The organism is Streptomyces rectiverticillatus (genome assembly GCF_013394065.1).
GTDB classification, from domain to species: Bacteria; Actinomycetota; Actinomycetes; order Streptomycetales; family Streptomycetaceae; genus Streptomyces; species Streptomyces rectiverticillatus.
Genome location: NZ_CP040752.1, coordinates 7,256,699 through 7,270,143, shown reverse-complemented (window position 1 = coordinate 7,270,143; position 13,445 = coordinate 7,256,699). Strand labels below are relative to the sequence as shown.

The following is a 13,445-nucleotide window of genomic DNA, read 5'->3' as shown; positions in this document are numbered from 1 at the left end:
CGCTCCCGTTGCCGCTGCGGGCTTCCGTCAAAGACAGCGGCCGCAACGGGGTCCGACACACGCCAACCCAGTCCTCGGAGGGTACCGTGAACCACCCTGCCCGGCTACGCGACGCCATCGCCTCGGACGGCACCACCCCGCTCATCGGCATCTTCGACATGTTCTCCGCCTCCGTGGCGGCCCAGCACTACGACGGCATGTTCGTCTCCGGATTCGGATTCGCCGCCTCCCACTACGGGCTCCCCGACATAGGCTTCATAGCCTGGCCCGACATCGTGGCCTTCGTGCAGCGGCTGCGCCTCGCCTTCCCCGCCCAGCACCTGCTCGTCGACATCGACGACGGTTACGTCGACCCCGAGACCGCCTGCCACGCCGTCCAGCAGCTCGAGGCCGTCGGCGCCTCGGGCGTGATCCTCGAGGACCAGCAGCGTCCGCGGCGCTGCGGTCACGTCGACGGCAAGCAGATCCTTCCCCTGCAGGAGTACCTGGACAAGCTCGACATGGTCCTCGACTCCCGCCGTGACCTCGTCGTCGTCGCCCGTACCGACGCCACGGAGGAGGACGAGATCCTGCGCCGCGCCAAGGCCCTGGCCGCCACCGACGCGGACGTCCTGCTCGTCGACGGCGTTCGCAGCGTCGACTGGATCCGCAAGGTCCGGGACGTCATCGGCGACAAGCCGCTGCTGTTCAACCAGATCGCCGGCGGCAAGTCGCCCCGGCTGTCGCTACCGGAGCTGACCGGGCTCGGCGTCGACGTGGCGATCTACAGCACGCCCTGCCTCTTCGCGGCGCAGTCCGCCATGGACCAAGCGCTGACGGAGCTCAGGACACAGGAAGGACGGCTGCCCGAGCACACCGCTTCCAGCATCGGCGTCGCCGAGTGCCTGGCGCTGCTGGAGAAGAACATCAGCCGCCACCACGACCGGTCCCTGATCACCACGGCGACCGCCCGCTGACCCGCCCCCGACCGGCCCGGGGCCGGGTCCCTTCCCCTCGGCCCGGCCCCGGGCTCCGCCCTGCGACCGCCTCCGCCCCGCCGCCCGCCACCGCCCCGCCGTCGCCCACCCGGTGAACCGGTAGGGGCCTCCGGTGAACCGGCGGGGGGCGCGGCGGCGTCTGAAGGACTGCCCCTGCTCCTGGCGGGGCCGCGCACCGCCCGGTCGGCGGTACGTTCGAGGCTGCGGACACAGCAGGCGATGGGCAGGGGACGACAGACCGTGAGCCGGACCGGAACCACAGACAGCGCAGCGGCGGACCCTTCGGGGATACGCCGGGGGGCCGTTCCCGCCCCCGTGTCCCCGCCTGCGCCCGTGTCCCCGCCTGCGCCCGTCGCCGGGCTGCGCCCCGACGGCGTGGTCGACCTGCGGGCCCCGGGCAGCCGGGCTCCGGCGGTGCTGTCGTACCCGGCGGGGTCGGTCGTCGTGGTGTCGGGGCTGCCCGGCAGCGGCAAGAGCACCCTGCTGCGGCGCTGGTCGCCCGCGGCTCCCGCCGTCGACCCGCGCACCGCCCACGAGAGGTGGGAGGCGCGCATGCCCGACCGGGTGCCGTACGCGCTCTACCGCCCCTGCGCCCGCCTGGAGCACTTCTTCCGGATCCGTGCAGCGGTACGCAGCGGGCGGCCGGTTCTGGTGCACGACTGCGGCAGCCGCCCCTGGATGCGGCGCTGGCTGGCCCGTGAAGCCGGGCTCCGCGGCCACGAGCTGCACCTGGTGCTGCTGGACGTGGGGACGGCGCAGGCGCTGGAAGGGCAGCGGGCGCGGGGCCGCTGGGTCCGCGAGCGCGTGTTCACCCGGCACGATCAAGGTCTCCGCAAGCTGCTGCGTGCCCTCGACGGCGCGCCCGGACGCGGCGGGGGCGACGGAGCGGTGCCGGCGGAAGTCGCGGAGGCCGCGTCCTTGGTGCTCTTGGGCGCCGGCACCCGCGAGCACGTCTCCGCGCTGGAGTTCCGGGGGTCCCGGGTCTCCCGGGAGCTCCGGCCGGACCGCTCCGCGGCTCAGTAACGCAGGACCGCGGCGAGGCGGTCCTCCCCGGCAAGCGTGTCGTCCGGGACGAACTCGACGTCCGCGCCGCTGTCGAGCGCGCTCTCCACGATCTCGTCCACGGCGTCCTCGTGGAGGGAGGGGTCCGCACTGAGAGGCTCGGCAGGGGACTCCACCAGCTGGGGATGCCCGCCGTTGCCGTCCGTGCGGACGGTCGCCTGGTAGTGGTCCTCGACCGCGAGGAGGGCCACCCGGCCCTGGCGCACGGTCTGCCAGATCTCGTCGAGACCCGAGGTGTAGCGGCGTGCGCCGCGGGCGTCGCTCAGCCGCTGCAGCACGTCGTTGCGGCGGGCTTCGCGGCGTTCCGCGAAGGCCGGGCGGAGCAGTTCCAGGAGGTCGTGGCCCCTCTTGCCGGGGGCACCTCCGCTCTCGACCTCGGCGGTGACCACCCGGTTGGGGAGTGCCTCCCTGAAGTGCGAGGTGAGCTCGCGCAGGCCCACCACGTACAGCGGGCGGGGGTGCTGTTCGAGGACGCGGGCGAGGGCGGTGGCGACCGTACGCAGGTACTGCCGCTCGCGCTCGACGTGGCCCTCCTCGCGGATGGGCATGTCGAAGTGCCGGCCCGGCATGGCGTCCTCGTGATCGGGCAGGGCGGGCTGCACGGGGAAGCCGTTCGCGGTGGCCTCGGTGAGGGCGTCGCCGGCGCCGTCCCACAGCCGGGCCTCTCCCTTGGAGAGGGCGAGGGCCCAGTACGGCTCCTCCACACGGACGGCTGCCACGAGGTTGCGGGTGAGGAACGTCTTGGCGATCACCACGCGCTGGGGCACCGCGCGCGGCACGTACCAGACGTGGTGCTCGCCGGGGGCCACGAGGATGAGCAGCCCGTCGCTGGCGTGCGTCAGGTCCACTTCGGCGACTGCGGCGTCCAGGTGCGACTCGACGTCCATCCGGGCGGCGCGGGAGACCCCCGCATCGTCGGCCAGCCGGCGCTTGGCCTCCGCGACGGTGTTCCGCAGCCGGACCGGATCCTCGGGGCTGAAGGGGTCGCGCCGGGTCGTCGGCACGAGCAGCGACACCGCCGGGTAGGGACGCTCTCCCCGCAGGTCGCGGAGGATCTCGTCGGTCAGGTCGCCGATGTCCATGGGTGTTCTCCTACCGCCTGCGGCCTCCGGGACCATTACAGATCAGCAGAAATGCCGTATCTCAGCCACCCCAGCGCCACCAAACGAACCACTTTCGACGAGCGACGTAAGACTTTCGTCATGGGTTTTCCGGAGCGCCGGACCGGCTGGAAACCGTTATAGGGAGTGAGTGGACACGCCGGCTTTTCGGAGGCAGAGATGGGACGTGTACGACGGGTGCTGCGCAAGCCGGCCGTCATCGGAGTACTGATCGCGGGGGCTCTCGCGGTGGCTGCGGGGCTGGTGTGGTTCCAGCCGTGGAAGCTGTGGGTGGACGAGACCGTGCGGGAGTCGGTCCCGGCGGTCACCGGCACCGGGCGGCCGGAGGGCGCCGGCGGCGTGCGGACGCTGGCCACCGGCGAGCTGATCAGCCACGAGCACAGCACCAGCGGGAAGGTGCGCATCCTCCAGCTGCCCGACGGGACGCGCACCCTGCGCCTGGAGAACCTCGACACGAGCAATGGCCCCGCCCTCAAGGTCCTGCTCAGCGACGCCCCGGTGAAGCCCGGGCGCGACGGCTGGCACGTCTTCGACGACGGCGCGCACGTCAGCCTGGGCTCGCTCAAGGGGAACAAGGGCGACCAGAACTACGCCGTGCCCGCGGGTGTGGACCTGAACCGCTACACCAGCGTCAGCATCTGGTGCGACCGCTTCGACGTCTCGTTCGGGGCGACCGCCCTCACCCGCGCCTGACCGTCAGGTGACGTCGACGGTGGCGGCCACCGGGGCGGTCCCGGAGACCTCGCACGTGACGGTGACGCCGAAGACGTGCACGGTGGCCGTGCCCGGTGTGAAGGTCGTGGCTCCGGCGGCGTCGAGGCGGGCCGAGACGGCACCGCCGGTGAGCGTGACGGGAGAGCCGCCGGGTATCGCCGCGGTGTTGGTGAACCCGGTGGCCGTCACCGACCCGGTCCCCGCGCCGCCCAGCTGGAACACCATCTCCCCCGTCGCGGCACGGGCCGGGACGTCGACGGGAACGTTCAGGGCGGTGGTGACCTCGACGGACAGGTCGGCGGCCGAGCCGCGGGGCACGGTGGCGGGGGCGGTCACGGTGACGAGGAGGGACTGGACGCCGCTGGGGGCGCCCGGCCCGGTGCAGGTGTACGCGACGGTGACGGCTTCGGCGGCAGCGGCGGGCGGGGCGCCCAGCACGGTGCCCGCTCCGGCCAGCGCGGCGGCCAGGGCCGCAGCCGCCGCCGTCCGCCTGCGGGAAGACTTCGCGGGAGAGTTCGGGATGCGCATCGACCGTGCTCCTTCCGTCCGGCACGGCAGCGGCCGGCCGGTCCCGGGGGGCGAGGACGTAAAAGCTGATGTGGACACGTCATCTCTGACACAGGGTGATGGAGAAGTCAACACACGCAAGGATCGCCGGGGCACGGGGACGACCGGGCGCACGGCGGCAGCCGGCGGGCGTCGTGCCCGCCGGGCCGGAGCCTACGGTGCGGCCTAGCCCTCCGGGCTCTCCGTCGCCGCCAGAGCGACCAGGGCTTGCAGCCCGCCGGAGGCGAGGGCGCTGCGCTGGCGGTCGGCCGGGGTGCCGCGGCTGAGGAAGAGCCGCAGCAGGCGGTTGACCTCGCGCGCGTCCCCGGCCTCGTCCAGGGCGGGAGTGATGTGCGCGAGGAGGTCGCCGACCGCCTCGCCGGGACCCCGGCGCCGGCCGTGGGCGTCGATCAGGCCGCGGTGCAACCCGTACCGGGCGGCGTGCCAGTTGGCCGCGTGCAGTATCTCCGGCGGGCAGGGTGCGAGCGGCACGCCCTCCCGCTCCTCGCGCAGGGCAGTGGCCACCAGGGCGCGGACGATCCCGGCGAAGAGGACCGCGTCCTCGACGGTGAGCTGTACGTCCAGGGCCCGCACTTCGAGGGTGGGGTAGCGCTCGGAGACCCGTGCCTGCCAGTAGAGCTGCCCCGTATCCATGATCGCCCCGGCTTTGAGCAGGGCACCGACGCGCCGGTCGTAGTCGCCGGGGCCCTCGAACTGCGGCGGCGGGCCGCTGACCGGCCAGCGGCCGAAGACCACCGTCCGCCAGCTGGCGAATCCGGTGTCCCTCCCCCGCCACAACGGTGAGTTCGCCCCCATGGCCACCAGCACCGGCAGCCAGGGCCGCAGCCGGTTCAGCGCGCCCACGGCCCGGGTGCGGTCCGGCACCCCCACGTGCACGTGCATGCCGTTGACGAGCTGCTCGTCCACCAGGCGAGCCCCCTGCGCCTGTATCGCCCGGTAGCGCTCCCCCTCGGTGACCGGGACCGGCGCACCCCCGGCCAGCGGTGCGGTGCCGCAGGCCACGGGCCGGCACCCCGCCTTCTGCGCGGCCGCGCCGATCGCACGGCGCAGCCGCAGCAGGTGCCCACCGATCTCCGCCAGGTTCGTACAGACCGGAGTGGCGGCCTCCAGCTGGGCCTGCAGCAGCTCGGCCTGGATCTCCCGCGCCTCGGTCATCGCCTGCAGGCCGGACGCCGCGCGCACTTCGCCCGCCAGCGGCACCGGCAGGGCCGTGACAGGGTCCAGCAGCAGGTACTCCTCCTCCACCCCCATCGTGATCATGCGTCCATCCGCTCTCTCGTCCGCACTGCAGCGCCGGGACCCGGATCCCCGGTGCGGGAAGGGCCCGGCTGCTGCAGGTGTGCCCGGTGGCCGCGGCCGGTAACAGCGGCTGCTCCAGATGCGTGACGGCCCCGGGCCGGCCGGTCCGGGCAGGCCGACGGCCCCGTTCCGGCCAATACTGAGCTTTGCGGGAGATACCTGCGGCACGGAGCAGAGGGAGACACCGGTGCGGGAGATAGCCACCGTGATCGACATCGCCGCCACACCCGAGCGGGTCTGGCAGGTCCTGACGGACCTGCCGCGCTACGAGGAGTGGAATCCCTTCATCCGGCAGGCCTCGGGAACGCCCGCCCCCGGTCGGCGGCTGAAGCTGAGGGTGTTCCCCGCCGGCAGGCGGCCGATGACCTTCCGCCCGACGGTCAAGGCCGCCGCCTCCGCCGAGGAACTGCGCTGGCTCGGCCGGACCGTGCTGCCCGGGCTCTTCAGCGGCGAACACCGCTTCGTCCTCACGGATCTGGACGGGGGCGGCACCCGCGTCGTGCAGAGCGAGAAGTTCACCGGCCTGCTGGTGCCGTTCCTGCGCCGGAGCATCACCGCCACCGTCACGGACTTCGAATCCCTCAACAAGGCCTTGAAGAAGCGGGCGGAGACGGCGCACAGCCCCTGAGACGAGACGCTCCCCCGGCCTTGGCTCCGGTCACCCCCGGCGCTTCCACAGGACGGCGGTCGACAGGGTGAAGAGCAGGAGGTTCCCGACGCTGAGCGCCGCGCCTTGCACCGCGGTTCCCGCAGCCCCCGGCAGCGCCTTGGTCAGGAGCATGCCGACGGGGATGAAGATCAGGGGGTTCGCCACGCACATCCACCGGGGGAAGGCCGTCCCCCCGCGCAGGATGCAGGCGGCCATCCATACGGACCCGGCTGTCCAGCACGCCAGGAGCACCGCGTAAGGGATGAACAGCACCGTGGCGATGTCGCCCGGCAGTGCGGTGAGGACCTCGGAACGGGCGCCGGACTCGTGGACCGCCTTGGCGGCCTGCCCCCAGGAGTAGAAGGAGCCGTGGGCGAACGGGGCCAGCGCGAAGCCCGCGGTCAGCAGCAGGTACGGCGGCAGGGACCACCGGCGCGGGGCGGGGCTCAGGCCGAACCGCAGGTGCCGGCACGCCACCAGATACAGCGGACCGGTGAGGACGCCGAGCAGCGCTCCCCAGGCCAGCCGCGTGGTGGAGGCGGGCAACATGGCCGCCAGCGAGTCCCGGGCCGTGCCGTCGTACGAGGCCAGCAGGGGGTAGTGGTCGGCGGTCCCCATGGGTTTGCCCAGCAGGAGGATGTCCCCGGCGAGCCAGGCGATCGAGGCCAGCACCCCCGAGAGCCCGGCGATGCGTATCCATCCGTCGCCCGTTCTGCGGCCCGCAAGCGGTGATGGTGCGGCGGACGGTGACTCGGCCACGGTGCTCGACGTCATGACACGACCTCCCCGATTTACTTAGGTGAGGCTAACCTATCTTGATCTCCTCCGGAGGCCCAGGCCTTGCGCGGACCAGCCCCTGCACCAGCCCCTGCTGACCACCGGTCAGGCCGTATGCGGCAGCAGGCAGTCCTCGAAGAAGGCCAGGGCGCGCAGGTGATACGAACGAGCGGCCCAGCCGAGGCTGATGTTGTGTCCGGCGGCCGGCTGACGGTCGAAGAGAACCTGCGCGCCTGCCGGGAAGGCCGAACGCATCGAGGCGATGGTCTCCTCGTCATGACGCCACCAGCCCTCGTGTTCGGCGAAGGTGAAGCGCACGGGAACACGGACCCGGGCAGCCAGCCCGGGGAACTTCTCGCCCCAGCGCGGGGCTTCGGCCGCTTCGCGCAGCGGCATCGGCGTCACCAGAGGCTTGACCGCACGGAAGGCGCCCGGCGGGTAGAGATCCAGGCGTCCCCAGTGCCGGCTCCAGGTCCTGCGGCTGTGGAAGGCCTGCGGATCCTGGATGTCGACGGCATAGCGGTGACTGATCCCGGAGATGTCCGCTCCCAGGAACGCCGCGCCGCGGTCGTCGGCCAGAGCGTGAAGGGCGAGTTTGCCGCCGTAGGAGTGCGCGAGGAGGAAGATGCCCGCGCCGGTGTCGTGGCGGCGCGCGTACTGAGCGAGCGCGGCGTGCAGCAGACCCGACTGCTCGGCCAGCGTGGCGCCCGTGGGGAAGCGTTCGGCGGACAGGCCGTAACCGGGGCGGTCGACCGCCACGACCGTGAAGCCGAGGCTCGCCCCCAGCGTGAGCAGCGACTGCCCGGGGTGGACACGGGCGTCGAAGTAGCCGGCGCGCATGCCGCCGCCGTGGACGGCGAAGACGGTGGCGCGCGGCGGAATCCACGGCGGCGGAGTGGCGATCAGGGCCGACAGCGCGACCCCCTCGGCATCCAGCACGACGTCCCGGACGCGGACGTCGGGGACCACGGGGTACAGCTCCTGTTGCTCACCCGATCCCGCCGGACCGGCCGGGCCGGGGCTGATCGGATCGGGGCCGGTCGGATCGGGGCCCGTCGGATCGGGGAAGGCCGCGGCGACGGTGGCGGGTTCGGCTGTCTCGGTGCTCATGTGGTCTCCAGAGCCGGTGGTCGGTGTGACGGCCCGGGCCCGGTGCGGCGGCCCGCAGGGGCCGCCGCGTCCGGGGCGGGGCAGGACGAGCTGCGGGAGTTCAGTCCTTGATTTCACAGATGACGGCGCCGGAGGAGACGGAGGCACCGACCTCGGCGGTGATGCCCTTGACCGTGCCCGCGCGGTGCGCGTTCAGGGGCTGTTCCATCTTCATGGCCTCCAGGACCACGATGAGGTCGCCCTCGGCGACCTCCTGGCCGTCTTCGACCGCGACCTTGACGATGGTGCCCTGCATCGGAGAAGCGAGGGCGTCGCCGGAGACCGCGAAGCCGGACTTCTTGGCGGCGCGGCGCTTGGGCTTCGTGCCTCCGGCCGAGGTGGTGCGGGCGACGGTCGTACCGAGGGAAGAGGGCAGGGAGACTTCCAGGCGCTTGCCGCCGACCTCGACGACGACGGTCTCGCGGCCGGCCTCCTCGCCCTCTTCCTCGGCCGCGGCACCCGCGAACGGCTCGATGGTGTTGACGAACTCCGTCTCGATCCACCGCGTGTGGACCCGGAAGGGATCGGCGGTGAAAGCGGGATCGGCCACCACGGCCCGGTGGAAGGGAATGGCCGTGGCCATGCCCTCGACCTTGAACTCGCTCAGCGCACGCGCCGCCCGCTGCAGCGCCTGCTCACGCGTGGCACCGGTGACGATCAGCTTCGCCAGCAGCGAGTCCCACGCCGGGCCGATGACACTGCCCGCCTCCACCCCCGCATCCAGGCGCACACCCGGACCCGTCGGGGCGTCGAAGCGGGTGACCGTGCCCGGAGCGGGCAGGAAGTTACGGCCCGCATCCTCACCATTGATCCGGAACTCGAAGGAGTGACCGCGCAGCGGCGGGTCGTCGTAGCCGAGCTCTTCGCCGTCGGCGATGCGGAACATCTCGCGGACCAGGTCGATGCCGGTGACCTCTTCGGTGACCGGGTGCTCGACCTGCAGGCGGGTGTTGACCTCCAGGAAGGAGATCGTGCCGTCCTGGCCGACGAGGAACTCGCACGTGCCCGCGCCCTCGTAGCCGGCCTCACGCAAGATCGCCTTCGAGGCGCGGTAGAGCTCGGCGTTCTGCTCCGCCGACAAGAACGGCGCCGGGGCCTCCTCGACGAGCTTTTGGTGGCGGCGCTGCAGCGAGCAGTCACGCGTGGAGACGACCACGACGTTGCCGTGCTTGTCCGCCAGGCACTGGGTCTCGACGTGGCGGGGCCGGTCGAGGTAACGCTCGACGAAGCACTCCCCGCGCCCGAAGGCGGCGACCGCCTCGCGGACGGCGGAGTCGTAGAGCTCGGGGACCTCTTCCAGGGTGCGGGCGACCTTCAGACCGCGCCCGCCACCACCGAAGGCCGCCTTGATCGCGATCGGCAGACCGTGCTCGCGGGCGAACGCCACGACCTCCTCCGCACCCGAGACCGGGTCCGGAGTACCGGCCACCAGCGGCGCACCCGCACGCTGAGCGATATGACGGGCCGCCACCTTGTCACCCAGGTCCCGGATCGCCTGCGGCGGCGGACCGATCCACGTCAGACCCGCATCCAGCACCGCCTGCGCGAACTCGGCGTTCTCGGAAAGGAAGCCGTACCCGGGATGAACGGCATCCGCCCCCGACTCGGCCGCCGCGGCAAGCACCTTGGCCACATCAAGGTAGCTCGTCGCCGGGGTGTCACCGCCCAGCGCATACGCCTCATCAGCGGCGCGGACATGCAGCGCATCCCGGTCCGGATCCGCGTAGACCGCCACACTGGCAATCCCGGCATCCCGGCACGCGCGAGCTACGCGGACAGCGATTTCGCCACGGTTGGCGATGAGCACCTTGCGCACGATGAATGTCCTCTTTCAAAGACGATCGGAAGTCATCGGATGTCGGCAGACTCAATCAGAGAGCGGTCGAGTGGTGATCGACGAGGCACTCGTGTGCGGGAGGGGCGGGCTCAGGCGTGCCCGAAGCGGAAGCCGACGCCGCGGACGGTGATGATCCAGCCGGCGGACCCGAGCTTGCCCCGCAGGCTGCTGACGTGGGTGTCGATGGTCCGGCCGGGCCGGGACCACCGGTCGTCCCACACCTGGGTCATGAGCTGTTTGCGGGAGACGACCTTCTCGGGGCGGGAGGCCAGCAGGTGGAGCAGGTCGAATTCCTTGCGGGTGACGTCGATCCGGCGTCCCCCGAGGCGCACTTCGCGCAGGTCGGGGTCGATGGTCAGCGGCCCGCTGGTGATGACCTCCGCCGCGGGGCGCGCTGCGGGGCGCGCACGGCGCATGACCGCCTCGATACGGGCCATCAGTTCGCGGAAGCCGTAGGGCTCGACGACGTAGTCGTCGGCACCGGCCTGCAGGCCGAGGACCCGGTCGAGCTCTCCGGCCAGGGCGGTCACCGCGATGATGGGAACCTCGCTGGCGGCTCTCACGGCCCGGCAGACCTCCAGGCCGTCCAAATCGGGCAGTTCCGGATCCAGCAGCACCAGGTCGGCCGAACGGTACTCGGCTAGGGCGGCCTCCCCGGTGGCGACGGAGAAGGTCTCGCAGCCGTGGCGCTGCAGTCTCCGGGCAAGCGTCTCGGCGGCTCGGGTATCGCTGTCGACGACGAGGATCCGCAAGGTTTCGCCCGGCCGTGTCAGGGCCGGGGCCCGTTCTGCAGGATGCCCGGCCCTCGGCCTGGGCACACGGCGCCGGGGCGCTTCCCCCGGGTGCGCATCGAGAAGGCTGCTGACCTGCTGATCCATCGCTGCTCCTGCACGTTCGCGCGGCGACGGCGCCGCGGACAACCGTTCGCCGCGACATTACAAACCGGGCTGTCGGTTTGTCAAAGCGCTAATAGGGCGAGACGGCACCTTCACCAACAGAAGTCGCATTTCGGTCGCGAATGAAGGACGCAGGCGGAAAAATTAAAGCAACTTGCCCCCCAGTAGGCCGATTTACCGGCATCCGCAAGAAGGTGAGCCCTTGCGCCACACCGCCGATCAGTACGGTGCGCAACGTGGGAGGCACGGCCCGTGGGGGCTTCCCGGCGCCAGATATTTCACTTAACACCCATACCGGACAGCGCCAGTAGAAATAAAACCAGTTAGTTGGTTTCATGTGGCGCATGACGTGCCCCATGACGTTGTCCCCCAGGAGTTGCCGGTGACGAAGCAAGAACGGGCCATGAACACCCGGCACGCATTGATCCGCTCCGCAGCCCAGGCCTTCGACCAGTTCGGCTACACCCGCGCGAAGCTCGCCGGCATCAGCGCCGGCGCCGGGGTGAGCTCGGGCGCCCTGCACTTCCACTTCGACACCAAGGCGGCCATGGCCGCGGCCGTGGAGTCCGAAGCCGCCCGGACCCTGCACGCCCTGGCCCGGCACGCCCACCGCAAGAGCCCCTCCCCCTTGCAGGCGCTCGTCGACTCGTCGCACGTCATCGCCCAGCAGCTGCGATGGGACGTCGTGGTGCGCGCAGGCTTCCACCTCAACTGCCGCACCGCGCACCACTCCGAGACGAATCTGCGCCAGGAATGGCTTGAGTGCGTACGCCGCACGCTGGAACGGTCCGCGACCCACGGACAGACGCCGCCGCAAGCCGTGCGGGAGGAGCTGACCGCCGCGATCGTGGGGGCGACCGCCGGCTTCGAGGCCCTGGCGCGGCACGACCGCAGCTGGCTCTCACGCCACACCCTCACCGGTCTCTGGCACACTCTGCTGCCGCAGCTGGCGACGCCCAAGGCGCTGACCCAACTGCAGCCCGCCGGTACGGAATCCGTCATCAATGCGACCGGCAGCACCGCCGACCGGTCCGCCGGGGCCGACGCGCTCCGCGGCTGAGCTCCCGCGGCGCCCCTTCGGACGGAGCACAGCAGTCACGACCGCGCAACCAACCACCAGGCCCGCAATGCACGTTGCGGGCCTTTGCCGTTCCCTTGGGGGAATAGAGAAACCAACCATGCGGTTTCTCCTCCAACTGCGCCCGGTCGCCTTCCCGCTGGAGCGTTCACCCAGGTCACCGGATGAGTATGGGATTCCCGTCGAGCCTTGACAAACAGGATGGCCGGTTTGTTAGCGTCCCTGACGTCGGATCACCCGAGGCCCCGCTGTCACGAGCAGCGGCTCCGGGACAGCCTTTCGATGCCGTGCCGGGAGTGACGAGGGGGGCTCGTGTCCATCGGCACCAAGCGCCCGCGCCGGCATCGGCCACAAACACAGGGGGAAGCGTGGACGTCGTCATCCGTGGCAGCGCGGAGGGCCGGCCCTCCATGCGGCAGCGGTCCTGCACAGCCCGCCGCCCGCACATCTCCTGCCCACCCGGCCTCACCGCCGGGGAACCGCCTCGGTCGTTACGACGCGGCGGATGCCGCTTCCTGCTCGCGCTGGGCCTGGTGCGCGTCCCAGACCCGCGTCCCGCGGTCGGGGGCCGTGTCCAGCGCCCGCAGCGCACCCGGCACCGCGATGCCCGGCAGGATCGTGTCGTAGAGCAGCGCGACCCGGTCCTCCAGGGAGTCGCCCCCGTCCAGCGCCGTCGAGAGGACCTCGACGCCCGTCCAGGCGCTCACGAACAGCACGGCGATCCGGTCCGCGTCGACGTGCGGCAGCAGCTCCCCCTGCTCCTTCGCCGCGGCCAGCTGCCCCGCGATGAAGGAGATCCACCCGGGCCAGGACGTACCGAACAGGTCCCGTGCCTTACGGTCGGCCGACAGCCGGATCGCGGCGCTCAGCAGGGGCTCCCTGGGCAGCCGGTGCGCCAGCACCATGCCGACGTCCACCCACTCCTGAAGGCGCGACTCCTGGGGCATGACGCCCTCGGTCGTCAACGCCTCACTGAGGACGCCACGCGCCAGCTCCTCCTTGGAGGCGAAGTGGAAGTACAGCGCACCCTTGGTCACGCCCGCGCGCCCGAGGATCTCCGCGATCGTCGCCGACTCGTATCCGTACTCGTCGAAGACCTCGCCCGCCGCCTCGAGAATGAGACGGCGCGTATGAATCGCCCGTGCCTGCTTCGCCATTGATTACCTCCCAATCACCGACAGCCAACCGCTACAAGACCGCTCACCCGGCAGGATCGCCGGGCACAGCCGGACGAGCCGGGCGGGGCCCGCGGACAACGGCCTGAGCAAGCACGACGACACCGGCGCACCGGCGGAACCTGCGGTCCGCCCCCGGTGCGG

General features: G+C 71.7%; 13 protein-coding genes. 5 read left to right on the top strand and 8 right to left on the bottom strand.

Annotated features, from left to right (window positions below):
* Positions 1-86 precede the first annotated feature (86 nt).
* Both FGW37_RS31470 and FGW37_RS31465 read left to right on the top strand, forming a co-directional pair.
* On the top strand, positions 87-956 hold the full coding sequence (locus FGW37_RS31470; protein ID WP_179084184.1) for an isocitrate lyase/PEP mutase family protein: 870 nt from the start codon (positions 87-89) through the stop codon (positions 954-956).
* Between the two features lie 354 nt (positions 957-1,310).
* Positions 1,311-2,000, top strand: a complete 690-nt coding sequence (locus tag FGW37_RS31465; RefSeq protein WP_246430662.1) for an AAA family ATPase — start codon at positions 1,311-1,313, stop codon at positions 1,998-2,000.
* Here the strand turns inward: FGW37_RS31465 and FGW37_RS31460 are convergent.
* On the bottom strand, positions 1,994-3,121 hold the full coding sequence (locus FGW37_RS31460) for a baeRF3 domain-containing protein (RefSeq protein ID WP_179084182.1): 1,128 nt from the start codon (positions 3,119-3,121) through the stop codon (positions 1,994-1,996). The two genes, FGW37_RS31465 and FGW37_RS31460, sit on opposite strands and share 7 nt — an antisense overlap.
* A gap of 198 nt (positions 3,122-3,319) precedes the next feature.
* Here FGW37_RS31460 and FGW37_RS31455 point away from each other — a divergent pair, with 198 nt between their 5' ends.
* Positions 3,320-3,853 carry a DM13 domain-containing protein gene (locus FGW37_RS31455; RefSeq protein WP_179084181.1) on the top strand — a complete coding sequence of 178 codons (534 nt, stop codon included), beginning with the start codon at positions 3,320-3,322 and terminating at the stop codon, positions 3,851-3,853.
* Positions 3,854-3,856: 3 nt separating this feature from the next.
* Here the strand turns inward: FGW37_RS31455 and FGW37_RS31450 are convergent, their stop codons facing one another.
* Together FGW37_RS31450 and FGW37_RS31445 are read right to left on the bottom strand one after the other, a co-directional pair.
* Positions 3,857-4,402 (bottom strand): hypothetical protein, encoded by a 546-nt coding sequence (locus tag FGW37_RS31450; RefSeq protein WP_179084180.1) that lies wholly within the window; start codon positions 4,400-4,402, stop codon positions 3,857-3,859.
* A gap of 204 nt (positions 4,403-4,606) precedes the next feature.
* Positions 4,607-5,701 carry a carboxylate-amine ligase gene (locus FGW37_RS31445; RefSeq protein WP_179084179.1) on the bottom strand — a complete coding sequence of 365 codons (1,095 nt, stop codon included), beginning with the start codon at positions 5,699-5,701 and terminating at the stop codon, positions 4,607-4,609.
* Between the two features lie 226 nt (positions 5,702-5,927).
* On the opposite strand from FGW37_RS31445, the gene FGW37_RS31440 reads away from it, so the two are divergent.
* Positions 5,928-6,368, top strand: a complete 441-nt coding sequence (locus tag FGW37_RS31440) for an SRPBCC domain-containing protein (RefSeq protein WP_179084178.1) — start codon at positions 5,928-5,930, stop codon at positions 6,366-6,368.
* Between the two features lie 30 nt (positions 6,369-6,398).
* Here the strand turns inward: FGW37_RS31440 and FGW37_RS31435 are convergent, their stop codons facing one another.
* From FGW37_RS31435 to FGW37_RS31420, 4 genes are all read right to left on the bottom strand, one after another.
* A complete protein-coding gene (locus FGW37_RS31435) occupies positions 6,399-7,163 on the bottom strand; it encodes a DUF6796 family protein (protein ID WP_179084177.1) in 765 nt (254 codons plus the stop codon).
* Positions 7,164-7,271: 108 nt separating this feature from the next.
* Entirely contained in the window at positions 7,272-8,276 is a 1,005-nt protein-coding gene (locus tag FGW37_RS31430; RefSeq protein ID WP_179084176.1) for an alpha/beta hydrolase, read from the bottom strand.
* 100 nt (positions 8,277-8,376) lie between these two features.
* Complete coding sequence (locus FGW37_RS31425) at positions 8,377-10,131, bottom strand: acetyl/propionyl/methylcrotonyl-CoA carboxylase subunit alpha (RefSeq protein WP_179084175.1); 1,755 nt, start codon at positions 10,129-10,131, stop codon at positions 8,377-8,379.
* Between the two features lie 110 nt (positions 10,132-10,241).
* On the bottom strand, positions 10,242-10,904 hold the full coding sequence (locus FGW37_RS31420) for a response regulator transcription factor (RefSeq protein WP_343067211.1): 663 nt from the start codon (positions 10,902-10,904) through the stop codon (positions 10,242-10,244).
* Between the two features lie 526 nt (positions 10,905-11,430).
* Between FGW37_RS31420 and FGW37_RS31415 the strand changes: the two genes are divergently transcribed.
* Positions 11,431-12,108: a ScbR family autoregulator-binding transcription factor gene (locus tag FGW37_RS31415; RefSeq protein ID WP_179084173.1), complete on the top strand. Its 678-nt coding sequence runs from the start codon at positions 11,431-11,433 to the stop codon at positions 12,106-12,108.
* Positions 12,109-12,617: 509 nt separating this feature from the next.
* Here the strand turns inward: FGW37_RS31415 and FGW37_RS31410 are convergent.
* Positions 12,618-13,283, bottom strand: coding sequence for a ScbR family autoregulator-binding transcription factor (locus FGW37_RS31410; RefSeq protein ID WP_179084172.1), 666 nt, complete (start codon positions 13,281-13,283; stop codon positions 12,618-12,620).
* Positions 13,284-13,445: the final 162 nt, after the last annotated feature.